Source organism: Paenibacillus sp. N22P23 (genome assembly GCF_059383735.1).
In genome coordinates this window covers 21,732-46,735 of sequence record NZ_JBXENT010000012.1, presented here as the reverse complement: position 1 = coordinate 46,735, position 25,004 = coordinate 21,732, and the positions used below count along the sequence as shown (strand labels likewise).

Genomic DNA, 25,004 nt, shown 5'->3' with positions numbered 1-25,004 from the left:
ACCACCATTAGTATTTTACTTTCATCTATTAAGAATTGTGCTCGAATATTATCTCAGACTGTCCGCACCCTAAGATGAAATATGAATATTCTATGAAAGATAATAGAGTATTTAAAATAGAAAAATAGCGGATTGGTTGTTGGCTCAACAAAAGTAGAGAAGGGGGAATCAAGTAATAGGTGTGTTGATTGTCTCCTATGCCCCAAATGATAAAGAAGGGAGAATCAAATAAATGGCAATTTTGTCAACTGGACCGATAGAAAACAACCCGGTCAGTGGTGTAAGGCCTACACAACAGCTGACTATTAAAATTGATAATAGAGACTTAAACAATAATGCGAATATATTGCTTCAGGGATATTACCTAAACGGGACCAGAACGTTATATGTGCTTGAATTATTTAATGTAATGCCAAATGAAGCAATAACGAAGAGTTATTTTGTGAATTTAGATACCTTTGAATTTGTCTTTACAACGAATGGTTTAGCAAGTCAACAAATAGAAATTTCAGTTTGGGGAAAAAATGCTGCAGGAGAGCTAGTAACTCCTCATCGTATCGTATCTTCAGAATTGTTAGGTGCAAATGGAACTACTGGAGTCACAGGAGTCACGGGAGTTACAGGAGCGACAGGAGTAACAGGAGTTACAGGAGCGACAGGAGTCACAGGAGTAACAGGAGTTACAGGAGTTACGGGAGCAACAGGAGCGACCGGAGTTACGGGAGTCACAGGAGCTACAGGAGTTACGGGAGCAACAGGAGCTACGGGAGTTACGGGAGCAACAGGAGCGACCGGAGTTACGGGAGTCACAGGAGTCACAGGAATTACGGGGGCAACAGGAGCGACCGGAGCACCTGGTGGAGCAACTGGTGAAACAGGGGCAACCGGAGCAATGGGAGCTACAGGAGCTACAGGAGCAACAGGGGCAACGGGAGCCACAGGAGCTACAGGAGCAACAGGGGCAACGGGAGCCACAGGAGCAATCGGAGCAACCGGAGCAACGGGAGCAACCGGAGCAACCGGAGCAACGGGAGTCACAGGAGCAACCGGAGCAACGGGAGTCACAGGTGCAACCGGAGCAACGGGAGTCACAGGAGCAACAGGAGCAACGGGGGCAACCGGAGTTACTGGAGTAACAGGCGAAACAGGTGAAACAGGGGCAACTGGAGTCACTGGTTCAACAGGAGCCACAGGAGCAACAGGAGTAACAGGAGTAACAGGAGTAACAGGAGTAACAGGAGTCACAGGGGCAACGGGAGAGACGGGGGCAACAGGAGCAACTGGAGTCACAGGATCAACCGGAGCAACGGGAGCCACAGGAGCAACAGGAGTAACAGGAGTAACAGGAGTAACAGGAGTCACAGGAGTCACAGGGGCAACGGGAGAGACGGGGGCAACAGGTGCAACTGGAGTCACAGGATCAACCGGAGCAACGGGAGCCACAGGAGTTACCGGATCAACCGGAGCAACAGGGGCAGCAGGAACAACCGGAGCAACCGGAGAACCTGGAGCAACAGGAGTTACCGGAGCAACTGGAGCAACAGGAGTTACCGGAGCAACTGGAGCAATAGGAGTTACCGGAGCAACAGGAGCAACCGGAACCGTTTCTTCCGCATATGCTTATGTCTACAACTTAGGAAATCAGGCTGTAGGGGCCAATGTTGATGTTATTTTCAGCAATAACGGTCCACTGGTAGGCGGGATCACTCATACCGCAGGAACAGCTGCTTTAACAATTTTAGTTGCAGGTAATTACCATGTCCAATGGAGTGTAACTGTTAACCAAAATATACAAACTGCATATGCGATCGTGTTAAATGGCACAACGCTTCCGCAAACACTTTTTGGGTTTGGTGTCAATAATTCAGTAAATAGTTTCTTTCAGACAGCAGGCCATTCCATCATTACCGTTCCGGCAAGTGCAACTATGACTTTACGAAATGTAGGATTTGCGGATAACTTGACTAATAGTCTGGATGGTCAACTGATTGTAAATGCCTCATTAGAGATCATTAAGCTGACTCCTTAATGATTGTGCTTGCAATATATAGTTAATAGAATTGGCATTAAACTAAAACCAATTAAAAACTTATAGCATAAAAACCTTCCTATCCTTTTTGGAAGGTTTTTCTTTTAGTTAATTGTTTTGGAAATCTTGATGTTGTAAAACTGGCTTTATTGAATTGATTTTATTAAAGAAAGGAATCCTTTTTTATTGATTTAAGGGAGTGATCTGCAGAGTGAGCAGACTAGCCTCTTTGTATGCGTACACCACCATTAGTGCGTTTCTCTTATCTATTAGGAATCGTGCTCGAATATTATCTCAGACTGTCCGCACCTTGAGATGAAATATGAATATTCTAAGAAAGATAATAGAGTATTTAAATAGAAAAATAGCGGATTGGTTGTTGGCTTAACAAATAGTAGAGAAGGGGGGAATCAAGTTATAGGTGTGTTGATTGTCTCCTATGCCCCAAATGATAAAGAAGGGAGAATCAAATAAATGGCAATTTTGTCAACTGGACCGATAGAAAACAACCCGGTCAGTGGTGTAAGGCCTACACAACAGCTGACTATTAAAATTGATAATAGAGACTTAAACAATAATGCGAATATATTGCTTCAGGGATATTACCTAAACGAGACCAGAACGTTATATGTACTTGAATTATTTAATGTAATGCCAAATGAAGCAATAACGAAGAATTATTTTGTGAATTTAGATACCTTTGAATTTGTCTTTACAACGAACGGTTTAGCAAGTCAACAAATAGAAATTTCAGTTTGGGGAAAAAATGCTGCAGGAGAGCTAGTAACTCCTCATCGTATCGTATCTTCAGAATTGTTAGGTGCAAATGGAACTACAGGAGCTACAGGAGCTACAGGAGTTACGGGAGTTACGGGAGTTACGGGAGTTACGGGAGTTACGGGAGTTACAGGAGTTACGGGAGCAACAGGAGTTACCGGAGCAACAGGAGTTACCGGAGCAACAGGAGCTACAGGGGTTACCGGAGTTACCGGAGTTACGGGAGCAACAGGAGTCACTGGAGCAACCGGAGCTACAGGAGCACCTGGTGGAGCAACTGGTGAAACAGGGGCAACCGGAGTCACAGGAGCAACAGGAGCAGCCGGAGCAACAGGAGCAACCGGAGCAACCGGAGCAACCGGAGTCACTGGAGCAACAGGAGCAACAGGAGCAACTGGAGTCACAGGAGCAACCGGAGCAACAGGTGAAACAGGGGCAACCGGAGCAACGGGAGTCACAGGAGCAACCGGAGCAACGGGATTCACTGGAGCAACGGGAGCAACAGGAGCAACGGGAGCCACAGGAGCAACGGGAGCCACAGGAGAAACAGGAGCAACCGGAGCAACCGGAGTCACTGGAGCCACAGGAGCCACAGGAGCAACTGGAGTCACAGGAGCAACCGGAGCAACAGGTGAAACAGGGGCAACCGGAGCGACAGGTGAAACAGGAGTTACGGGAGCAACCGGAGCCACAGGAGTCACAGGAGCAACAGGGGTAACAGGAGCAACCGGTGAAACGGGAGCAACCGGAGCCACAGGAGTTACGGGAGCAACGGGAGTCACAGGAGTCACTGGAGCAACAGGAGCAACAGGTGAAACAGGGGCAACCGGAGCGACAGGTGAAACAGGAGTTACGGGAGCAACCGGAGCAACAGGAGTCACCGGAGCAACAGGGGTAACAGGAGCAACCGGTGAAACGGGAGCAACCGGAGCCACAGGAGTCACAGGAGCAACAGGAGCAACAGGAGCAACCGGAGCGACAGGAGTTACAGGAGCCACCGGAGTCACCGGAGTCACCGGAGCAACAGGGGTAACAGGAGCAACCGGGGCAACAGGAGCAAATGCCACAATACAAAATGGATTATTTACTGTTAGCGTAGTATCTATAGCAACTGGTACAGCTATTTCGTATGCAACAACATTTATTAATGGCGCTAACATTTCACACCCAACAAGTACAACCTTTGTATTAGCAACAGGGCATATTTATTTGGTTTCTTATACTTTCAGGGCAACTAGTTCTGTAAATGGAAACGTTACTGTTACACCAAGAATTAATACAGTATTTCAGAGTCGTTTTTCAGGTAGATCAGTTACTGGAACTTTAGATGCTAATGTAAGCGTATCTGGTACGTTCTTAGCTGACGCTAGCTCAACTGCCATTACAATAGATTTTCTCTATAATGGATCGGCAACAACCACTCTTACGGATGGTTCTGTTTCGATTATCCAGGTTCAGTAATAGACTAGAAAGAAGTGTGGATTTATCTTGGGGTAAGGATTCAACTGGACAGCTTGTATCAGCAAATCCTAGTATTTTATCATTAAAACGACGCCAATTACATTCGAAGCAGGTGAAATTAACCATATTGTTATCTAGGCTGCTTGAGGCGCAACAAGGACGAAGACAAGAACAATCAAAAAGGATCGAGTCATGCAGCTAAGGCATGGCTTGATCCTTTTTTGAGTTAACAAGGTTATGCGCAATCCGGGTTTTTGCATAAGTATTCCAATTTAATGGTAAATTATGGGAAGTTATCCGGAAGGAGGGAGCAGCATGCAATTAAGCCCATTTACTGAGTCGACCGATCGTTACTTCAAACAAATATTGACTTCAAGTGATGATTATAAAGTGAAGAAATTGAAGATAGAGCATGTGCACTATTGCATGTTTTATTTGGATACGATGATCGATCCGGATCACATGCAAGATCATGTAATTCGGCCTATTCTGCTCAATCCGAATGAATCGATTCCGGATACCGTTTCCGTTATCAATATTACGGAGACACAAGATTTGCAGGAAGCAGCAGATGCAATTATTACAGGTAAATCAATCATCCAGAGGGAAGGCGAGCAGAAGCTATATATACTGGGTACGGATCTGAAGAAAGAACGCTCTGTTAATATCCCTATTAATGAAAGGGTCATTAGAGGGTCCAATGAAGCTTTTATTGAAAACTTGGATACCAATATCAATCTGCTTCGCAAGCAAATCGCCACAACGGATCTCGTTGTCAAATACTATACCCTTGGACGGAAATCGAAGACGAAAGTAGCGGTAGTCTATTTAAAATCGATTGCAAACCCGCACATCGCTACCGAGTTAGACCGACGCTTGCAAAGCATTGACATTGATTACGTGGAAGCACCGGGTTTCATTCAAGAGTTCATACAGGAGAAGCGATTCACCCTCTTTCCTCAGATGTTAACAACTGAGCGTCCTGATCGAACGAGGTCGTACCTCATGGAAGGGAAGCTTGTCATTCTCGCGGCAGGTTCGCCAGATGCTATTCTGCTGCCTGTTTCGTTCTGGGCCTTCTTCCAATCGCCGGAGAGTCATACAAAAACCCACTGTTTTTGAAACGGTGGGTTTTTGTGTGATCGGAGAAGTCTCAGAGAAGATTCCACATTTTCGGAATTCTGGAAGAGGGCGAAGGAGCAAGCGGAGCAACTGTTAGAACATCCTGTTCGCGCCCCGCTCTTCTCTGAATTCACCATATTTGGCGATACGGGAGGGCTACGTCTCATTATGCGATCCGAGACTGGCAGCTATGCGATATACAAGTGCCGGTCGAAAGGGACGTTATTGTCCCGCTTAAGCCCGGCGGAGTGCTATTTTTCCACGGTATGCTCTTCCATGGCACGCCTTCCAATCTCTCGTCGAAGCGCCGATGGTCCTTGCAGTTTCATTATGCGGCAGCATCTGCAGAACGGCTTACGCCTCAGGAATATAAGCGTATGTTCACGAATGAAATGACAGGGGCGGAATGTTAGTTCCAAGAGGCCTGACACATAAAAGCGACAAGAACCATTTCGGGTTCTTGTCGCTTTTTTGACGTTCACGATTAGGCTTTGTAGCCATTCGCGAAAAACGCGCGCGTATCCTGAATCGATTGAGGCGTTAATACGCGGCTAAGCTCCTCATTCAGCCATGCAAGTGACTTATTGCGCAAACTCGTTCGCATGCTCTGTTCGGCATCAAGCATCGCTAAGTTGATGACGCAAGGCGTTGCCATCGCGCAAGCTTTAAAGCTTTCATCTTCCCGGCATAGATAGCTATTATTTTTAATGTTTTTACATTGGAAAAGAGGCGGAGCGCCTTCAACCGCTTCAATGACGTCCCAAAAAGAAATGTCCGCGGGAGGTTTGGCTAATTTATAGCCCCCGTTCACGCCAGGGACGGAATTTACGATGCCGGCTCTTGTTAACTTTCTAAATATCTTCGAAAGATAGGTCTCCGAAATACCTTGAAATGTAGATAGATCCTTAATACCGATGCTTGCGTCAGGAGGAATATCTATTAAATAGACCAAGCAATGCAATGCGTATTCAACGCCAATACTATACTGCATGCGATCACCTGCTTTCTGGACGAGAAGGTTATTCTTAATCATCTTAGGTGGATTAATAATCCTTGTCAAACCGGAGTGTTTGGGCAGCTTCAACGAAATGATCCAGGATTTGTGGTTGACAGTGCAAAAGTAAATGACTATATTATAGACAAGATTAATCGTGGATATAGCTTGTCGATGATTAATCCGAAACGGATTCATCTATTCAACGCATGGCGCCGTGCGCATTTGGATGAGGCTTTATATGTAGGTGTGAAATCGAAACGCGCTGGTTCAAGGAGGTATCATCTATGGCAGTAGTTTTATACGTAAACGCACACCCGCTTGATAGAAGCGCATCTCATAGCTTATCTGTCGGTCACGAGTTTATTCAAGCCTACCGGAAAGCAAATCCTAACGATGAAATTATTCATTTGGATCTCTATCAAATGGACATCCCTGAAGTAGACGCTGAGGTATTAAACGGCTGGGAGCAATTGAAAATCGGCAGCTCACTCGATCAATTAAGCGTAGGTTCACGGGCCAAAGTGGCCCGATTAACGGAATTGGTTGATCAGTTTCTCGCTGCAGATAAAATCGTTGTCGTCAATCCGGTTTGGAATTACTTATTTCCTCCCGTATTGAAAGCTTATATTGACGCCATATGCATACCGGGAAAATCAGTTCTTTTTACGCCAGAAGGTCCGGTCGGCTTAGCTTCTGACAAAAAACTGCTTCATATTCAAGCATCCGGCAGCGTGCTGTCCGAGGGACCTGCCGCAGGTTTTGAATTCAGCCACCGCTACTTGACGGCGGTATCCCAATTCATAGGCATTCCTTCCATTGATGTTATTTATGTCGAGGGCACGGGAAAGGCACCGGATCAAGTAGCTGCGATTAAAGATAACGCCATTCGGCAGGCGCATGAGCTTGCTTACAGCTTCTAAAACCGGTTCGTGATGAAATACATGGTGGTTGTTTTAGCCGGGGCTTGCAGTTTTGGTCTATTAGCAACTTTCGTCAAGAAAGCTTATGAATCCGGCTTTAACGTTGGCGATGTTGTCGGCAGCCAGAACCTGTTCGGCGTGACGATGTTATGGTTATTGGTACTCGCGACCAAGAGATCAGCCAAACGATCCGAGACATCGCAAAACAATCCTATAACAGTCCGTCAGGTGCTTGTGCTCATGACCGTAGGCACGACGACAGGTTTAACCGGCATGCTTTATTATACAGCGCTGCAATATATTTCGGCCTCATTCGCAATTCTGTTGTTATTCCAATTTACTTGGATGGGCATATTACTGGAAGCCGTGGTTGAACGCAAACGCCCCAGCAGAGATAAAGTGTTATCGGTTATCGTCTTATTCGTCGGAATTATGATGGCAAGCGGCTATTTGGGAGGCGGGAATCAAAAGGGAATTTCCCTCATAGGCATTGTACTTGGTTTATTGTCTGCCGTGACCTATACGCTCTTCATTTGGTTTAGCGGGAGAACGGCCAAACAAGTCGCTCCGATCACACGAAGCGCGATTATGCTGTCCGGTTCGTTTATTGTCGCCATGCTGATATTTCCGCCGCATTTTATTATAGATGGATCTTTGTATAAAGGGCTGTTGCCGTGGGGGCTGCTGCTGGCTCTCTTCGGTGTCGTCATTCCACCGTTGTTCTATGCCATTGGCGTGCCGCGCATAGGCGGCGGGTTAGCTTCTATCTTGAGCGCCGCTGAACTGCCGATGGCCGTCATGATGTCGTACGTCGTGTTGCATGAAACGGTTAACTGGCAGCAGTGGCTTGGCGTGAGCATTACGTTGTGCGGAATCGCACTGCCTGAGATGATGAAACGAAGCTTTAAGGTCTTCGAATCATACAAGTTGTAACAGGGAACAATCATAAAAGGAGTGTTAACGATGGAAATGAGATTGAATTATATGAAAGTACAACCGGAATCGCTGCAGGCGCTTTTGAAATTGGAAGGCTATGTGAAGAAGAGTGGCCTCGAAGAGAAGCTGCTCGAGTTAGTTAAACTTCGTGCCTCGCAAATCAATGGATGTGCATACTGCATCGATATGCATACGAAAGACGCGAGAGCAATGGGCGAGACGGAACAGCGCTTGTATTTGCTTAACGCATGGCGGGAAGCTCCGTTCTACACGGAAGCAGAACGGTCTGCGCTTGCGTTAACGGAAGCCGTGACCAAGATCTCGGATGCCGGCGTACCGCAGGATTTGTACGAGCAGGTCCGAGAATATTTCGACGAGGGCGAGTATGTCGATTTGATTATGGCGATTAATGCAATCAACTGTTGGAATCGGATGGCGATCTCCACGGGTATGGTACCAGGCGACTATCAGCCGGCCGTACGCAAATAAGGTATGAGCTATCGAATCCTGTTATTTGATTTGGATGATACGTTGCTGGATTTTGGCGCTTGCGAAGCGGATGCGTTACATCGATTGTTTGAACATTACGGATATGCGTTCACGGATGAGTTGTTTGGTGTCTATAATTCCGTCAACAAGCAGCTGTGGGCTGATTATGAAAATAGCGTGATTGGCTTAGATAAGGTGCTGAACACGAGATTCTCAGAAACGATGTCGAGACTGGGCAAAGCCGTGGATGGCACGGAATGGGAGAATAAGTATAGAGACTTGCTGGGCGATGGCAACCAGCTTCATATTGAAGGAGCATTAGAGGTTTGTCAGAGCTTGTCTGCTTCACACCGACTGTTTGTGATTACGAACGGAATAACCAAAACGCAAATTAAACGGTTGAAGCAGTCGGGTTTATATGATTTTTTCGAACACATTTTCGATTCCCAGAGCATTGGTTTTCAGAAGCCGTCAACCGCATTTTTCGATTACGTGATGAATCATATCGAGGGCTTTACTAAGAAGGAAGCACTTATAATCGGAGATTCGTTGAATACGGATATCAAAGGCGGCCTGCAGTCCGGCATCGATACCTGCTGGATAAACAGAAAGGCACAAGAGAGCCATGCGGAAATTCGCAGCACGTATACGGTCACGAATTTAGTAGAATTATTCGATATCGTTTCGCCGAAGAAATAGAGGAATCGTATCCAATTGAAGATAAGCCGGGCATCCTTTTGGATGTTTCGGCTTATTTTTAATTTATATAGCGCAATTATTAATTATCAGCTAAGCTATATTCGAATTCTTATACAAACTATTGCAACCGCTGTCATTCAGTAATGAAAAAGACAATGCAGTGAGGGTATCTACATCCTCAATTCTCTTGAATTGCTCTAATGTATGAGGGAGGGATCATCCACGCCCGATTACTGATTAAACCAGAGAGGTGATATGCATGAATTCGACCCCAAAAGTCGATCGTTGGTCCCTAAACAGTGAGCATACGATCAAATGGGATATCAAGCATGATAGCAGACTTCCGCACGACGATCATATTGAAATGAGCGGAAAGCGAATATCCATGATCGTAAAGTATGGGATTGATCATCTAGGAGAGTTGGTACTGAAACGCGGCATTGTCTGGCCCATGTTACGGACGATTCCTAATGATACGCATGCCAGCTTAATACAAGAATATGGCGCGGAAATCATACCGGAGATCACAATTAACGGTGAGCGGGTTCGGTCGGAGAAACCGTACGAAGTAACGTTTAATGGCATGCTGGCCATTAAGAGTCGAACAGACAACAACCTTCGAATCGAACATGTGCTCTTTCCAACCACGGAATACAGCGCGGCTATGGAGAAATACACGCTTGTTAACGATTCGCAGCAGTCCATGACAATTGAAATATCCCCTCTAACGCATACGATCACTCGAAGAGGGATCTACGGGATCTATGTACTTGATGTTAGCCACGATGCGCCTTCCAAAGTTACCTTACAGCCGAAAGAGAAGCTTTCCTTCTATTTGACGATCAGCGGAAGAAAGCTGCTTGAAACGGTTCAAGTTTGTAGTGGGAATGAAGAAGAAGCGAAGCGAGCAGAATTCGTAAGTCGCATCCGTTCCACGCTGCAGCTGGAAACACCGGATTCCGTGCTGAACCAAATGTTTGATTTTGCTAAACTGCGGGCGTCAGAGAGCATATTCGCTACGAAAGGCGGTCTCATGCACGGACCGGGAGGAGGAAACTTTTATGCGGCTATCTGGGCCAATGATCAAGCGGAGTACGTGGGTCCATTCGTTCCATACCTGGGATACAGCGCTGGAATTGAGGCGGCCTTAAACTGCTACCGTTTATATCGCGCATTCATGGGTCCTGATTACTCACCCATTCCATCATCGATCATTGCGGAAGGCGTGGATATTTGGGAAGGCGCCGGAGATCGGGGAGATGCGGCCATGTATGCTTATGGCGCCTCATTATTTACGCTTGCCCAAGGGGATTTGTTGATTGCCAAGGAATTGTGGCCGGCGATTCAGTGGTGTTTGGAATACTGTAAACGAATGCTTACGGAGGAAGGCGTAGTTGCATCGGACTCCGATGAGCTAGAGGGCAGATTTCCTTCGGGACATGCTAATCTCTCTACCTCTTCCCTCTATTACGGGGCTTTGTGCGCTGCCTCTAAACTAGCACGATCGTTGAGCGAAGAAACGATGGAAGACCAATATAGTACGGAAGCCGTGCAATTGAGACAAGCAATAGAACGTTATTTCGGCGCAACCGTCGATGAATACGAAACCTATCGTTATTACGAAGGCAATGATAAATTACGCTCTTGGATTTGCTTGCCCTTGACCATGGGAATCATGGATCGACAAGAGGGCACGGTCAGCGCGCTTTATTCGCCAAATTTGTGGACGATCGATGGTCTGGCCACGGAGTCGGGAGACAAGACGTTCTGGGATCGTTCTACGCTGTATGGTTTTCAAGCGACATTCATGGCGGGAGAAGTCGAGCAATCGCTTCAATATCTAACCGCCTATTCAAGAAGAAGGCTGCTCGGCGACCACGTCCCTTATGCAGTTGAAGCGTTCCCGGAAGGAAACCAGAGACATTTATCCGCAGAGAGCGCATTATATTGTCGCATCTTTACGGAAGGGATCTTTGGCATTAAGCCGACTGGGCTAGATTCCTTCACATGCGCCCCGAAGCTTCCTGCTGCGTGGAACAACATGACGCTTCGCGCCATTCAAGCCTTCGGAAGAAGCTTTGATCTTCATGTGACTAGAATGGAGAACGGACTCCACATTCAAGTGGATGTTCATGGAGTCAAGTTAACCTACACTTGCTTGCCGGGAGAGAAAATTGAAGTGGTCTTTCCAGCCAGAACGTAAATAAAGCGTACTCACCAAATAAACGAAAAACCTTGATGACCGAGCCTTTCGGTCTATCAAGGTTTTTTGCATTTAGCATTATTTGACAACGTTTGTCGGTGCAACTTCGGCGTCTCGAACTTTAGTACCACTGCGTTTTGATGCCGATAATTTTTCGCCATACAACAACAATTGTCACGCTGTTTCGTAAAGGTTCAACTGAAGGAAACACCAGTCGACACGCGGGTTTTGGAGTATTGTATACATTATAAATACATATAAAATTATAATTGTATACACAAAAAATATCTGATAGTATAGCCTTGCGAGCGCATCTTGTAAGCGCTTCAAATGTGAGCCGATCAAATCTCACAGGTTGGCTTTGAATGAAATAGGGGAGGGCTTGGGAATGGCAAAAAAGTCGTGGATAGCCTGTTTGGCACTCGTAATGGTTCTCGTTGTCGGTTGTTCTTCGAATAACGAAGGCAATACGGGTACAAACAATGATTCAGGCACCGCAGATTCTCAGGAAGCGATCACGTACACCTTTGGACGCAACATGAATCCTAATGACGAGAACGTAAGCAAGCTGGAAAAAAACACCGGAGAAAAACTTGCTGATAACCGCTGGACCCGATTGTTCAAAGATCAATTAAACATCTCCGTGGACTACAAAATGTTGTCTGACAGCACTTCTTATGATCAGAAGCTTAAGCTGGCGATGGCCTCCGGCGATCTTCCTGATATTTTCCAGGTCGGTCAAGCGTCAGATATGCAGCAGCTGATGGAAGCGGGAGCTGTTGAAGAGATCGGTTCCATCTATGACGAGTATGCATCCGATTTACTGAAGAGCATCATTGAGAGCGAAACGAAGCGCGTATTTGAGCCGGTGACATTTGACGGCAAGATTTATGGCTTCCCTATCAAGATGCCTTCGACGAATGGCTACAGCCATCTGTGGATTCGCGAGGACTGGCTGAATAAGCTCGGTCTTGAACGTCCGAAAACCATCGAAGACGTCTACAATATTGCAACGGCATTCGTAAAGAATGATCCGGACGGCAACGGAAAAGCTGACACGCTCGGCCTTGAAATCGATAGCGATTTCCGCTATAACTTGCAGGGCTTGTTCTGGGCATACAACGCTTTCCCGCTAAACTGGATTGAGAAAGACGGCAAGGTGCAGCGCGGCATTGTGCAGCCGGAAATGAAAGAGCCGCTGGCACTGCTTCAGAAGATGTTCAAAGAAGGCTTGCTGGATAAGGAATTTGGTTCGAAAGACAATAGCAAAGCAATGGAATCCGTCGTGGCCAGCAAGACAGGCATGTTCTATGGCCCTCACTGGATGGCTTTCACGGCGGAGAAGACGCTTGCTAACGACAAGAGCGCGAAGTGGATTACGGTGCCGCTTCCTACGAAATCCGGGGAACCTGCAACCATTCCATTGAAAATATCTGCTGACGGTTGGATGGTAGTCAAGAAAGGAACGAAACATCCTGAGAACCTGATCAAGATGATGAACCTCTACGTGGAGCAGCTGTTTGGCGAGAAGCCCGACTATAACAAATGGTTCACTGCAGATGACGTTCAAGGGATCTGGTGGATGTCCCCCGTGTACTCGCTTGATCCGATGATCGATCTTAAAGCGCATCAGGATATCAAAAAAGCGGTCGCAGACGGAACGACGGACAGTCTAGGCGGTTCCGGAAAAGGTTTCTACGATGCAATTAAGCAAGGAAACTGGTCCATTAACATGATGTTCGGACCCGGCGATACACCTTTTAATTTCGTAGATAGCTCGTATCCGGACCAAGTTATGTGGGATGCTTATTTGGGTGCTCCGTCTCCGACGGAAGTCGCGCGTGGAAGCTCGATGGATGAGCTGCTCGTCACGACGCTTACAAGCATCATACAAGGGAAAACCGAAGCCGAGAAAGGTTTCGACGACATGGTCTCCAAATGGAATTCGCTTGGCGGAGAACAAGTAACGACAGAAATAAACGCTATGATCGCCAAATAATACAGAGCATTGATTCCGTGCAAGTGTCATCTCCTAGATGGCGCTTGCATGGCTATTTTCAAAAAAAAGGTGCGGAATGAGGGTGTTCCATGGAATTAGCGACTGAGAAACCGGTTGAAACCGGCGGAGGCAAAAAGATCAATTACCGAAAAAAAAGAGAACTCCCGCTGCATTTGATGCTTCTTCCGGGTCTAATTCTGATTGTCATCTTTGCCTATATCCCGATGGTCGGCGTTTCGATTGCATTCCAGAACTTCATCCCTCTTAAAGGACTCTTCGGCGGGCAAAAGTGGACAGGGCTTGATAACATCAATTACGTATTTGCGATGCCCAACATTTGGAATGTGGTATGGAATACGATATTCATCGCTGTTATGAAGATCGTTGCCAATCTGTTCGTGCCCATCACGTTTGCGCTCCTGCTTAACGAAGTGCGCAATATGTTGTTTAAGCGTACAACGCAGACGATCATTTATTTTCCTTACTTTCTGTCTTGGATTATTTTGGGCGGGATCATGATCGATATCTTGTCGCCTTCGGACGGCATCGTGAATTCGTTCCTGGGCGTACTCGGCGTGGATCCGATTTATTTTTTAGGCGAAAATTCGTGGTTCCCTTATACGATGGTTGCTTCCGATGTTTGGAAAACATTTGGTTTCAATACGGTTATTTACCTAGCTGCGATTACCAGCATAGACCCTTCCCTCTATGAAGCGGCGGCAGTCGATGGAGCGGGAAGATGGAAGCAAACTTGGCATGTCACGCTGCCTGGGATGCATATGATCATCATTCTTCTCATGGTATTGAGTTTGGGAAGCGTCTTAGATGCCGGCTTCGATCAAATTTTCAACCTGTACAGTCCGCAGGTCTATGAATCAGGGGACATCATCGATACGATGGTCTATCGGATGGGCTTGCTCCAGGCGCAATACGGCCCTTCTACGGCAGTCGGACTGCTGAAGTCGCTCGTATCTTTTGTCTTGATAGCAACCTCTTACTTGATCGCGTACCGTTTGTTTAAATACCGGCTGTTCTAAAGGAGGGAAGACCGTGCTTAACCGACAAACCAAAGGCCAGAAGCTGTTCAGTGTATTCAATTATGCTTTTCTTTCTCTAGTGGCAGCCTTGTGCATCATTCCATTTGTCCATATCATCGCGCTGTCCTTGAGCGATAATTCAGCGGTTGCCGGCGGGCTCGTCCATCTTTGGCCGGTACGGTTTACGCTGGAGCCCTATCAATATGTGCTTGAGAGGCATGCATTCTGGCGAGCATTCGGCATCACCATTCAAAGGGCAACAATCGGCACGTTCATTAACGTCATGCTCGTCATTCTGATCGCCTACCCCTTGTCTAAGAAAATCGAGTCCTTTCGCATGCGTTCAACCTACGTATGGATTTTCTTCTTCACGATGCTCTTCAATGGCGGACTCATTCCGAACTACATTCTGATTAAAGAGCTTGGCATTATGGATACGATCTGGGCGCTGATTTTACCCGGGGCCGTTACGGTATTTAATATTATTCTCATGCTCAATTTTTTCCGAGAAGTGCCGGTAGAGCTTGAGGATGCCGCCAATATTGATGGAGCCAGCCACTGGCGCACACTCTGGCAAATTTATGTCCCGATCTCGATGCCCGCAATCGCAACCATAACGCTGTTTTGCTTGGTCGGCCATTGGAATGCCTGGTTCGACGGGTTAATCTTTATGCGCAGCGCGGAGAACTACCCCCTCCAAAGCTATCTCCAGACCATCGTCGTAGAGTTCAACTTCCAGACGATGACAGCTACCGAGGCTGAGCGGCTGGCAAAGCTGAACGACCGTTCCGTCAAAGGCGCGCAGATGATCGTAGCAGCTATACCTATTCTTCTGGTCTATCCGTTCCTGCAGAAATATTTTGTCAGCGGCATTCGGCTTGGCAGCGTCAAGGGATGACATATTCATAGGTACTACTAATAGAGGCGGTGCAGGAAATGACAGCAGTTCAGATCGCAGAAGACAAACGAATGCTTATGCGCGGCGGCAAGCCTTTTTTCATGCTGGCAGATACGGTATGGAGCGTGTTCTCCAATGCGAGCGTCGAGGAATGGGCGGAATACCTTCGTTATCGTAAATCGCAAAACTTCAATACGCTTCAAATCAGTATTCTTCCGGTGCTTCATGATGCGAGTAATACCTATACAGGTCTCTATCCATATGAGCTGAATGCGGAAGGGAATTGGGATTTCTATCGGATCAACGATGCCTTCTTCGATAAGGCTGAGACGATGGTGCGGATGGCTTATGAGATGGGCTTTGTACCGGCGCTGGCTTTGCTTTGGAACAACTATGTTCCCGGTACTTGGGCGAATAAGCGAGTGCCGGAATATACGATGCCGAAGGATGCCGTGGAGATGTATACCGCTTATGCCGTGAATCGTTTTGCGGCCTATCATCCCATGTATTATGTAAGTGGCGATACAGCGTTCGAGACAGACGAAATCAATGCGTACTTCTACATCGCCATGAAGAAACTGAAGGAGCTTCAACCAGAGGCGCTTACAGCGCTGCATCCGGTAGGGAATTTCCATGAGCTTCCGGAGCTGTTCTTGGAATCCGAATTGCTCGACCTCTACATCTATCAATCGGGGCACAGGCTTGAAGATCAGTTTGCAACCTATGAGCTTGCCAAGAGCTTCCGAAGCAAGTCGATCATACGACCCATTATTAACTCGGAGCCTTGTTATGAGGGTCATGGACACGGTGACCGGTACGGAAGGTTTGGCGCCTTCGATCTGCGTAGTGCATTCTGGTCCAGCGTGCTTGCGGGGGCAAACGCAGGTTTCACCTATGGTGCACATGGGGTCTGGTCGTGGCATAAGGAAGGATCGGAATTTACGAGCGAGAGTTGGTCCAAAATCCCGTTCGACAGGCAAACCGCATTACGTCTGCAAGGAGCTTGGGATGTCGGATACGCCAAGTGGGTATTCGAGCAGTATCAATTGCACGGAATCGAACCGCAGCAAGAGCTGCTGCTGACACCGTATCCCAACATCCGGGTGGCGGCGATGCCATCGCTGAAGACAATCGTTATTTATGTACCTTACAGCAACCATATTGTGCTGGATGCGGATTTAACCGACTATGACGTTACGGCAATCACGCTCGAGGATCGCTATGTACGCGTTCCGGATGTAACGGTTGCGGAAGGGAAAACGAGGATCGGTATGCTTACAAGCAATTCTGATTCCCTTATTATAGCTGCCGGCAGGTAACAGATTTGAGATAAACGAAAAAACCTTGATGACCAACCTTGGTCTATCGAGGTTTTTTCTATTGTTCAAACTCAGCGTACAACATCGTATATTTTTACTTGTTATCATATTTTTGTATATATTATCCGGTTCTGCTCCAATGCTAGAATAGACCTGTAAGCGTTTCCAATATATTAAAACCTATCGTATGGAGGTAAATATGGACAGAACAAAAATCATAATTGATACGGATATTGGCGACGATATCGATGATGCACTGGCGATCGTGTTTGCTCTTGAGTCGCCTGAACTGGATGTTATCGGAATTACTACGGTATTTAAAAATGTGACAGCCAGGGCAAAGTTAACGGTTAACATGCTCAAAATGGCCGGCCGGACAGATATTCCCGTATACGCCGGAATTGGAAGTCCGATCTTGAACAAGGTCGACTTGAATGAAATCCCGTGCCAGTTCTCCGAAGAGAAGGATGGAGATGTGGAGGGGTTCGGAACAGATGCGATAGATTTCATTATCGATTCGGTCATGAAGTCGGATGGAGATATCACATTGGTTCCGATCGGCCCCTTGACCAATATAGCCATCGCAATCCTCAAAGAGCCCAAGCTCAAACATAAGGTGAAGGAGATTGTGATGATGGGCGGTTGTTTTTACAGCCACCTAAGTGAATGGAATATAAGATGCGACCCTGAAGCCGCCAGAATCGTGTTTGAGTCAGGCATACCGATTAAGGCAGTCGGACTGGATGTTACAGTGAAATGTGTGCTGACAAAGAATGATATGGATCGGTTGTTGACAACCCATAAACAAACGGCAGCTTATCTTCCGGAATTGCTCGCACGGTGGCAGACGATAACGGATCATTATCCGATGATGCATGATCCTCTGGCTATCTGTGCCGTATTTGACGATCACATTCTGGACATGCAGCAGGATGAGATTTTTGTGGAGACGCAAGGGGAATTTACACGCGGGGTCACGTATAACAAAACCGCGCTCTACTGGCGCGGAGAGGCCGACAAGTCCGTCATCAAAGCTGCAAAATATGTGGATTCCGAAGCTTTTCTAAACCTGTATATGGACAGGGTTTGTTTGTAACTCGCAGAACGAAGGAAGTGAATAGCGTTTGAACAAGCATGGCTTTCTTTATGAAATCAGGAAAAATAGAACCTTGTTTCTAATGGTCTTACCTGCGGTGTTTTTGATTCTATTAATCTCCTATATTCCAATGGCCGGTATTGTGCTCGCATTTAAGGAATATCGGTTTGACCTTGGCGTGTTCGGCAGTCCATGGAACGGGTTCGAGAACTTCAAATACTTCTTTAATTCAGGCACCGGGTTATTGGTCACTAGAAATACGATCCTGTACAATTTGCTCAACCTGATCACCTCGCAATTGTTTGCGATCTTGATTGCCATTTTCATCAGTGAGATGAGAGGAAAATACTTCAAAAAAGTATCCCAATCGATTATTTTCTTGCCATTCTTTATATCGTGGACGATTGTAGGTGTCTTTGTTTTCAATATCTTCAACTATGAAACCGGAACATTAAATTCGATCCTTCAGTCCTTAAATATGGATCCCGTCAATCTGTACAGTAAGCCTTATGTTTGGGTGTTCATCATTTGCTTTTTCAATTCGTGGAAATGGGTTGGCTATACTTCAGTCATCTATATTGCCTCTATAACCAGTATCGACTCGGAGTGCTTTGAAGCTGCAGATATTGATGGAGCGAATATTTTTCAGAAGATATTCTATATCACAATCCCGTCTATTACGCCGACCATCATCATTATGTTCCTATTGAATCTGGGCAGAATTTTACGCGGTGATTTCCAGATGTTCTACCAGATTGTCGGAAATAACGGCCAGCTATTCGACGCCACCGATGTTATTGATACGTTTGTATTCCGATCGCTGATTACCAGTGGCGATATCGCGATGCCGGCTGCGGCAACCTTTTATCAATCTGTGCTCTGCTTTGCGACGATCATGGTGGTTAATGGAATCATCAAGAGGAAGAGACCGGAGAACGCTCTGTTTTAGGCATACGAAGTTAAGCTTTGCGGTAGGAGAGGGGAAATATGCGGACTAAAGGTGCGAATCTACTATTCAATCTAATCAGCTATACGGTGGTTGTGGTAGCAGTTGTTTTGTGCTTGTTGCCATTTGAAATGCTGGTATCCGGATCATTCACTTCCGAAAGCGCCATCTCCAAGCATGGTTACGGAATACTGCCAACTGAACTATCCTTTGAGGCTTACAGAGTACTGTTCAAGTATCCGGAAGACATCCTAAGAGCCTATGGCGTATCCATATTCATTACGGTAGTTGGAACGAGTATAGGACTTTTTGTTACTGCAATGACTGCCTATGTGTTGAATCGAAAAGACTTCAAATATAGGAACAAGCTTGCATTTTTCTTCTACTTTACCACTTTATTCAGTGGTGGCATTTTGTCGGTATATATCTTTTTCATCAAATATCTGCACTTAAAAAATGACCTGCTTTCTTTAATACTTCCGCTGTTAATCAATGTGTTCTACTTAATAGTCATGAGAACCTTTATTAGCACAATCCCCGATTCTATTAGTGAATCAGCCAAAATCGATGGGGCGGGAGACTTCACCATTTTTCTAAAGCTGATATTACCGCTCACCAAACCAGGGCTTGCCACAATCGGATTGTTCTATGCGCTGGATTATTGGAATGACTGGTATCATGCCATGCTGTTTATAACGGATTTCAAGAAGTATCCGCTTCAATATCTGTTATTCTCAACCCTGCAATCCGCTGAAGCCATATCCAGAATATCCAATGTGGCAAGTGTAAACATGATTGATCTGCCTTCCCAATCGTTAAAGCTGGCAATGGCGGTTATTGCTACGGGTCCCATTATCCTTGTCTATCCCTATGTACAGAAATACTTCGTGAAGGGTCTTACGGTTGGTGCGATAAAGGGATAATCCCGGTCAATCCGGTTATCGAATAACGACTATTTAAGGGGGAACGATGGTGAGAAAAACAAAAGGGTTATCACTGCTTTTGGCTTTTGCACTCATGATGGGGGTTATGCTTACAGGCTGCGGTGGAGCAAACTCCGGTAATTCGAACACCAATTCAGGCAGCAATAATGAAAATGCGGCAGCGGAGACGGGGAATACTGCTGTAGATATCTCCAAGAAGGCTGAACTGAAAATGTACCTTATCGGTTCACCGGCCAAGGATTATGATGCCGTACTTGCGGAAGTAAACAAGAAGCTTGAGAAAGATTTGAATGCTACCTTAACCGTAAACTGGATTGGATGGGCAGACTTTGGCACTCAATATCCGCTGCTTCTTGCCTCAGGTGAGCCTATTGATCTCATCTATGCATCAACGTGGACGAATTATTATACCAATGCTCGAAAAGGCGCCTTCCTGGCGATTGAAGAGCTGGCCAAGAAATATGCGCCTAAGAGCTTAGCGCAGATCACTCCCGATGCTTATAAACAGACCGAAGTGAACGGCCATCTTTATGGAATGCCTGCCCAGTTCTATCAGTATGGAGATATGGGGTACATCGTAAGAGGCGATTTGATGGATAAATACGGGCTGAAAACGATTGAAAACCTAGATGATTACGGAAAATATTTGGATGCGGTTGTGAAGAATGATTCGCAGCTGGATCCAAGCGGTCAGATTAGCTCATCAGGCGGTATGGACAGTTATTATGCCAACGCTAACGGTTACTACAATATTCTACAGACGCAGTATTCGCCGTTTATGGTGAACATGGATGATCCAAAGGCACAAATCGTTAACTTATATGAGACCGATGGAATCGTAGATTACTTCAAGAAAATGAAAGAATGGGGAGATAAGAAATACTGGTCGAAATCCATCTTGTCCAATAAAGACGATAATATGTTCAAGGATGGAAAAGCAGCTTCCAAACTGCATAACCAGGATTCCTGGAGAAGCTCTTACATGGAGCATCCGGATTGGGATGTTAGATTCTTCCCGAACAGCAAACATACGTACAAAACAGTAGCTATGCAGGATGGAATGGCAATACCCGCATCGTCTAAAAACCCTGAAAGGGCTTTGATGTTCCTTGAATTGCTGAGAACGGATCAAAGCTATTATAACCTGCTCACTTACGGCATCGAGGGTAAGCATTATGAAATTACGGCAGATAATAAACTGAAAGCTCTTGATCTGGAAGGTTTTGCACCTGAAGGCTATTGCTCCTGGGGCTTCAAGTCACCTGAGTTCTATAAAGAGCCTGTTGACTCTCCGCCGAACATTGAAGAAGTGAGAAAGCAGTTGGCCGATCTGGCTCAAGATAACCCTTACGCCCTGTTTACGGCTGACTTCGAGCCTGTCAAAAACGAAATTGCAGCCGTAAATAATGTCGTGCAGCAATACGCGTTCCCGCTTAACTATGGATACATCGAGAATCCTGAAGAAGGTCTGGGTACGCTGGTTGATAAATTGAAAAGTGCCGGCTCAGAGAAGATCATAGCCGAAATGCAGAAACAGCTTGATGCGTTTCTTGCAGCCCTTAAATAATTTGCTTTATAGATAAACAATAAGGTTCAGGAGGGACTATTCCTTCCTGAACCTTTGTTTATGATTGCCGGTATTCTGATTTCTACCAACGTTCCGTTTCCGGGGGAGGAGGAGTAGGTCAGGCCGTATTCCTGACCGTAGCAGAGCTTGATCCGATGGTTGATGTTTCTTACGCCGTATCCGTGGACTTCAACATTTGTATTTCCGTTTGCCAGTATTTCTTCGGCTTGCTCCGGAAGCATCCCTACGCCATCATCTTTGACGGTCAAGATTATATCATTCTTAACCGCGATACCCGTAATTGTAATGGAGCCTTCCTCGCCGTCTCGGGATTCAAGGATGCCATGGATAATGGAATTCTCCACAATGGGCTGAAGGATTAATTTCAGGATATCGTAGTTATAGAGAGCAGGCTCAACATGAATAATCAGTTTTATTTTATTATCAAATCTTAGATTCTGAATTTGGACATAAGCGCGGATATGATTGATTTCATCTTCGATGCTTACGATATCTTTGCCTTTATTAAGGCTGAGCTTATAGAACTTGGCAAGTGATTGTGAAATGACAGCAATATCAGGCACGTTGTTATCGATGGCCTTCCAGTTAATCAATTCAAGCGTATTATACAGAAAATGCGGATTGATTTGGGCTTGGAGCGCTTTGAGCTCCAGATTTTTAATTTCCTTGCCATTCTGATATTGCTCTTCTACCAGAAGTTTGATTCTTCTGACCATATGATTAAAGCTGTCGGTCAGCTCACCGATCTCATCATGAATGGTAGAATTCACTTCTACATTAAGGACACCTTCCTGCACCATCCTCATTTTTTTCTTCAGCAGGAGTATTCTCTTAACAGTTGCGCCTGTAATGAAATAAGCAAGTCCATACGAGATAAGTCCGCATATGAGCATCAATACAAGCATAAGGTCTCTAATTTTCATACTTTGAGAAAATATTTCTGTAAATGGAATAGCAGTAACCATCGTCCAATCGGTATTATCGATGGCTCTTGTTTTGATAACGAAATTGTTATTGTCGATTGTCGCGTCATTCCATGACGTACTGCTTTCCTGAAGATCCTGAATGAGACCTAGATTCGGATTGATTCGATTAAAGTTTTGGATGTTGGAGCAGCTTACGATATCGCCATTTGAGTTTTGAATATAAACAACGCCATCATAGGTGATATTTGCTTTTTGGATAATATCTTCAATCTTTTCTTTTAATAGGCTTAGCTCGATAATCCCTATAATTTCGGATGTTTGTTCACTGTTTCTGATCTTTCTTAATAGAGAAATCACCCGAGCCGGGTCCAGATTGCTGTTGTTATTTTTGATGGTATGCGGCGAAAGCCAAGTAACCTTATCCTTGGAAGACATTAAGTTGTGATAGCTTTCAGTCTGGGAAAAGGTATACATATTATAAAAGTTGAAATTTTGATCTGCATACATCAACCACCCGGGAACATAAAGACTCGCCCGATAGACATCCTCCGTATTCTGAAGACTGTTTAAGAAATATTCCAATTTCTGTCGATCTATGTTCTGCTGTACAAAATCATTCTGAAAATCGTTCACGCTTCTAGTTAGCATCGTCTGAACATCGGAGTTGAAGTAGATGACATCAGATGCCTTTATTAGGGTGTTCACCTTATAGTTTAGGAAGGTATAAGCCTGGTCAAACGATTGATCTGCCGAGTGGAGGATTTGTTTCTCGTAATCACTAGATACATTCCTGTAAGAAATAAAAGTCATCAGTGCTAGAGGAAAGAAGATGAGGATGAAATAGGAAATAAGGAGCTTTCCCCGTATATGCATATTTGTAAATAATCCGATTATCGTCCGAAATGAATGTGTCACGACTGGTGTTTTCTCCTGAACTGCGTAGGGGTCATTCCCTTTATTTTTTTGAAGGCCTTTGTAAAATAATTGGCATCATTATACCCTGTTCGATCGGCTACCTCATAAAGCTTGGATTGCGGCTCCATCAGCAATTCTGCAGATTTCTCAATTCTGACCTTTGCTATGTACTCGCTTATGGTTTTGCCTGTTTCTTTTCTAAACAGGGTGGAAAGATAGGTAGGCGTCAGGTGAACGTGGTCGGCGAGCATATTCACAGAGATTTCCTTGTCGCAATAGTGGCCTCGAATAAATTTGATTACATCATGAACGGATCTGCTATTGGATTCCATATTTTCGATACTGTCTAGGATATAGGTTGCCTTTGTCAGAAAGTAGCTTTTAAGCTGCTTGAGCGTGTCCATCTTCGACATTATCGCCCAATAATATTCCTCTTTCCGATGACCGGCTACGTTTAGATCCAGTCCTCTCTTCTCACATTGTTCAAATAACATGCGCATCATTTGATAGAATAGGTTCTTGACCTCGTTTAGAGGTGTTCCGGTCTTTGTTTTAATCGCATGATATAAGGTTTCTGTAAAATGAATGATTTTATCTTTCTGAAGATCCTGAAGATGCTTAGCGTATGCCTGTAAGGTTTCGTCGTTGATGTTGTATATGGAGACTGCTCTGTTCGCAGCGTAAAAGATATTGCCAAAGTCGTAATAAAAGAGATGATCAAGAAAGGCGGCTGCCGTTGCATAGGAATGACTGATTTCTGATACTTCAGAGGAAGTGCTTCCAACTATCCAGGAGAGTCTTGCGTATTTCATATCTTGTTCTTTCAAATGCTCCATAAGAAGAGTATAGATGGAACCAAAATCATGCTTACGTTCCGGTTTATGTGCGGATAGGACTAAAACATGGCTTGAATCCTTCATCACCGCCAAATGGGTATAGCCGTTTGAAGCATGGGCAAGAAATTCAATGATCGTCGTGCAGCAGCTGCGCTTAACTTCACTCGACGACTCGTCCTCATCAAAGGAAGGGACGATGAGTGAAACCGTATAGGAGTCGTCTTGGGTAAACGATACGCCGATAAGGTCTAAGTTTCGTTTCAGTTCATTACAATCGATATAATTGGAGATAAGCCCATTCACGATATTCTGTCTAATGAATGGAAGGCTGCTTGATAATGCCATGTTGATATGATTGACTTTATTATTCTCCATACACAAATGCACGGCTTTCTGTATAACCTCTTGCAACTCTTCAATAACAATAGGTTTCTCAACATAGCTGACGGCATTAAAGCGAATTGCAGCTTTAAGATATTCCTTATCGGAATAGCCGCTCATATAAATAATTTTACATTCAGGAAACTGTTCGCGGAGACATGAAGTAAATTCGATCCCGTTCATTCCTGGCATTCTTATATCAGATACTACGATATCGGGATGCATACGGCGAGCTGCTTCGAGTCCTTCTATTCCGTCTTTGGCTTCTTCAACAACGTCAACACCAAGCTCTTTCCACTTGATGTGCTTCATTAAACCTTTTCTAGTAACAGATTCATCTTCAACGACTAGAAGCTTAATCATGCGATTTCACTCCCGTTTAAGTAATGAACGCTCGAACTTGAATTCCATGTTACACCACAAACTACGGTCTGGAAAGAAAAGCCGTTGTTTTGCTGCCCTGAGCAGCAGAGCAGCGGCTTTTCT

20 protein-coding genes are annotated in these 25,004 nt (G+C 45.4%); 17 read left to right on the top strand and 3 right to left on the bottom strand.

Going from position 1 to position 25,004, the window contains the following annotated elements; all coding sequences use genetic code 11:
- Window positions 1–232 precede the first annotated feature (232 nt).
- The 4 genes from AC506A_RS28035 to AC506A_RS28020 all read left to right on the top strand — a co-directional run bounded on the left by AC506A_RS28035 (window position 233) and on the right by AC506A_RS28020 (window position 5,802).
- Window positions 233–2,029 carry a hypothetical protein gene (locus AC506A_RS28035; protein WP_495464307.1) on the top strand — a complete coding sequence of 599 codons (1,797 nt, stop codon included), beginning with the start codon at window positions 233–235 and terminating at the stop codon, window positions 2,027–2,029.
- A gap of 474 nt (window positions 2,030–2,503) precedes the next feature.
- The gene (locus AC506A_RS28030; protein WP_495464306.1) at window positions 2,504–4,267 is read left to right on the top strand and encodes an exosporium protein; all 1,764 of its coding nucleotides are present in this window, start codon (window positions 2,504–2,506) and stop codon (window positions 4,265–4,267) included.
- A gap of 315 nt (window positions 4,268–4,582) precedes the next feature.
- A complete protein-coding gene (locus AC506A_RS28025) occupies window positions 4,583–5,389 on the top strand; it encodes a spore germination protein (protein ID WP_495464305.1) in 807 nt (268 codons plus the stop codon).
- Window positions 5,390–5,592: 203 nt separating this feature from the next.
- Window positions 5,593–5,802 carry a phytanoyl-CoA dioxygenase family protein gene (locus AC506A_RS28020; RefSeq protein ID WP_495464304.1) on the top strand — a complete coding sequence of 70 codons (210 nt, stop codon included), beginning with the start codon at window positions 5,593–5,595 and terminating at the stop codon, window positions 5,800–5,802.
- 71 nt (window positions 5,803–5,873) lie between these two features.
- Here AC506A_RS28020 and AC506A_RS28015 read toward each other — a convergent pair whose 3' ends face one another.
- Complete coding sequence (locus AC506A_RS28015) at window positions 5,874–6,380, bottom strand: RrF2 family transcriptional regulator (RefSeq protein ID WP_495464303.1); 507 nt, start codon at window positions 6,378–6,380, stop codon at window positions 5,874–5,876.
- 290 nt (window positions 6,381–6,670) lie between these two features.
- Here AC506A_RS28015 and AC506A_RS28010 point away from each other — a divergent pair, with 290 nt between their 5' ends.
- From AC506A_RS28010 to AC506A_RS27950, 13 genes are all read left to right on the top strand, one after another.
- On the top strand, window positions 6,671–7,306 hold the full coding sequence (locus AC506A_RS28010) for an FMN-dependent NADH-azoreductase (protein WP_495464302.1): 636 nt from the start codon (window positions 6,671–6,673) through the stop codon (window positions 7,304–7,306).
- Window positions 7,307–7,327: 21 nt separating this feature from the next.
- A complete protein-coding gene (locus tag AC506A_RS28005; protein WP_495464301.1) occupies window positions 7,328–8,239 on the top strand; it encodes an EamA family transporter in 912 nt (303 codons plus the stop codon).
- A 30-nt stretch (window positions 8,240–8,269) separates the two neighbouring features.
- Window positions 8,270–8,731, top strand: coding sequence for a carboxymuconolactone decarboxylase family protein (locus tag AC506A_RS28000; protein ID WP_495464300.1), 462 nt, complete (start codon window positions 8,270–8,272; stop codon window positions 8,729–8,731).
- Window positions 8,732–8,734: 3 nt separating this feature from the next.
- Window positions 8,735–9,430 carry a YjjG family noncanonical pyrimidine nucleotidase gene (locus tag AC506A_RS27995; RefSeq protein WP_495464299.1) on the top strand — a complete coding sequence of 232 codons (696 nt, stop codon included), beginning with the start codon at window positions 8,735–8,737 and terminating at the stop codon, window positions 9,428–9,430.
- Window positions 9,431–9,689: 259 nt separating this feature from the next.
- Window positions 9,690–11,633 (top strand): glucosidase family protein, encoded by a 1,944-nt coding sequence (locus AC506A_RS27990; RefSeq protein ID WP_495464298.1) that lies wholly within the window; start codon window positions 9,690–9,692, stop codon window positions 11,631–11,633.
- A 388-nt stretch (window positions 11,634–12,021) separates the two neighbouring features.
- On the top strand, window positions 12,022–13,632 hold the full coding sequence (locus tag AC506A_RS27985) for an extracellular solute-binding protein (RefSeq protein WP_495464297.1): 1,611 nt from the start codon (window positions 12,022–12,024) through the stop codon (window positions 13,630–13,632).
- A gap of 89 nt (window positions 13,633–13,721) precedes the next feature.
- Entirely contained in the window at window positions 13,722–14,669 is a 948-nt protein-coding gene (locus AC506A_RS27980) for an ABC transporter permease (RefSeq protein WP_495464296.1), read from the top strand.
- 13 nt (window positions 14,670–14,682) lie between these two features.
- Entirely contained in the window at window positions 14,683–15,567 is an 885-nt protein-coding gene (locus AC506A_RS27975) for a carbohydrate ABC transporter permease (RefSeq protein ID WP_495464295.1), read from the top strand.
- 38 nt (window positions 15,568–15,605) lie between these two features.
- Window positions 15,606–16,886, top strand: coding sequence for a glycoside hydrolase family 140 protein (locus tag AC506A_RS27970; protein ID WP_495464294.1), 1,281 nt, complete (start codon window positions 15,606–15,608; stop codon window positions 16,884–16,886).
- 199 nt (window positions 16,887–17,085) lie between these two features.
- Window positions 17,086–17,982, top strand: a complete 897-nt coding sequence (locus tag AC506A_RS27965) for a nucleoside hydrolase (RefSeq protein ID WP_495464293.1) — start codon at window positions 17,086–17,088, stop codon at window positions 17,980–17,982.
- Between the two features lie 82 nt (window positions 17,983–18,064).
- A complete protein-coding gene (locus tag AC506A_RS27960) occupies window positions 18,065–18,931 on the top strand; it encodes an ABC transporter permease subunit (RefSeq protein ID WP_495464384.1) in 867 nt (288 codons plus the stop codon).
- 38 nt (window positions 18,932–18,969) lie between these two features.
- Window positions 18,970–19,851 (top strand): carbohydrate ABC transporter permease, encoded by an 882-nt coding sequence (locus AC506A_RS27955; protein WP_495464292.1) that lies wholly within the window; start codon window positions 18,970–18,972, stop codon window positions 19,849–19,851.
- Between the two features lie 46 nt (window positions 19,852–19,897).
- Window positions 19,898–21,439 carry an ABC transporter substrate-binding protein gene (locus tag AC506A_RS27950; RefSeq protein ID WP_495464291.1) on the top strand — a complete coding sequence of 514 codons (1,542 nt, stop codon included), beginning with the start codon at window positions 19,898–19,900 and terminating at the stop codon, window positions 21,437–21,439.
- A gap of 26 nt (window positions 21,440–21,465) precedes the next feature.
- On the opposite strand, the gene AC506A_RS27945 is transcribed toward AC506A_RS27950, so the two are convergent.
- Window positions 21,466–22,893 carry a sensor histidine kinase gene (locus tag AC506A_RS27945; RefSeq protein ID WP_495464290.1) on the bottom strand — a complete coding sequence of 476 codons (1,428 nt, stop codon included), beginning with the start codon at window positions 22,891–22,893 and terminating at the stop codon, window positions 21,466–21,468.
- A 404-nt stretch (window positions 22,894–23,297) separates the two neighbouring features.
- Window positions 23,298–24,881, bottom strand: a complete 1,584-nt coding sequence (locus AC506A_RS27940; protein ID WP_495464289.1) for a response regulator transcription factor — start codon at window positions 24,879–24,881, stop codon at window positions 23,298–23,300.
- Window positions 24,882–25,004 lie beyond the last annotated feature (123 nt).

What these genes read in the sequence shown, in the direction of transcription:
- AC506A_RS28035 (WP_495464307.1), top strand. Translation starts at nt 233, where the DNA reads ATGGCAATTTTGTCAACTGGACCGATAGAAAACAACCCGGTCAGTGGT.
- AC506A_RS28030 (WP_495464306.1), top strand. Translation starts at nt 2,504, where the DNA reads ATGGCAATTTTGTCAACTGGACCGATAGAAAACAACCCGGTCAGTGGT.
- AC506A_RS28025 (WP_495464305.1), top strand. Translation starts at nt 4,583, where the DNA reads ATGCAATTAAGCCCATTTACTGAGTCGACCGATCGTTACTTCAAACAA.
- AC506A_RS28015 (WP_495464303.1), bottom strand. Translation starts at nt 6,380, where the DNA reads ATGCAGTATAGTATTGGCGTTGAATACGCATTGCATTGCTTGGTCTAT.
- AC506A_RS28010 (WP_495464302.1), top strand. Translation starts at nt 6,671, where the DNA reads ATGGCAGTAGTTTTATACGTAAACGCACACCCGCTTGATAGAAGCGCA.
- AC506A_RS28005 (WP_495464301.1), top strand. Translation starts at nt 7,328, where the DNA reads ATGGTGGTTGTTTTAGCCGGGGCTTGCAGTTTTGGTCTATTAGCAACT.
- AC506A_RS28000 (WP_495464300.1), top strand. Translation starts at nt 8,270, where the DNA reads ATGGAAATGAGATTGAATTATATGAAAGTACAACCGGAATCGCTGCAG.
- AC506A_RS27995 (WP_495464299.1), top strand. Translation starts at nt 8,735, where the DNA reads ATGAGCTATCGAATCCTGTTATTTGATTTGGATGATACGTTGCTGGAT.
- AC506A_RS27990 (WP_495464298.1), top strand. Translation starts at nt 9,690, where the DNA reads ATGAATTCGACCCCAAAAGTCGATCGTTGGTCCCTAAACAGTGAGCAT.
- AC506A_RS27985 (WP_495464297.1), top strand. Translation starts at nt 12,022, where the DNA reads ATGGCAAAAAAGTCGTGGATAGCCTGTTTGGCACTCGTAATGGTTCTC.
- AC506A_RS27980 (WP_495464296.1), top strand. Translation starts at nt 13,722, where the DNA reads ATGGAATTAGCGACTGAGAAACCGGTTGAAACCGGCGGAGGCAAAAAG.
- AC506A_RS27970 (WP_495464294.1), top strand. Translation starts at nt 15,606, where the DNA reads ATGACAGCAGTTCAGATCGCAGAAGACAAACGAATGCTTATGCGCGGC.
- AC506A_RS27965 (WP_495464293.1), top strand. Translation starts at nt 17,086, where the DNA reads ATGGACAGAACAAAAATCATAATTGATACGGATATTGGCGACGATATC.
- AC506A_RS27960 (WP_495464384.1), top strand. Translation starts at nt 18,065, where the DNA reads ATGGTCTTACCTGCGGTGTTTTTGATTCTATTAATCTCCTATATTCCA.
- AC506A_RS27955 (WP_495464292.1), top strand. Translation starts at nt 18,970, where the DNA reads ATGCGGACTAAAGGTGCGAATCTACTATTCAATCTAATCAGCTATACG.
- AC506A_RS27950 (WP_495464291.1), top strand. Translation starts at nt 19,898, where the DNA reads ATGGTGAGAAAAACAAAAGGGTTATCACTGCTTTTGGCTTTTGCACTC.
- AC506A_RS27945 (WP_495464290.1), bottom strand. Translation starts at nt 22,893, where the DNA reads ATGTATGCAGATCAAAATTTCAACTTTTATAATATGTATACCTTTTCC.
- AC506A_RS27940 (WP_495464289.1), bottom strand. Translation starts at nt 24,881, where the DNA reads ATGATTAAGCTTCTAGTCGTTGAAGATGAATCTGTTACTAGAAAAGGT.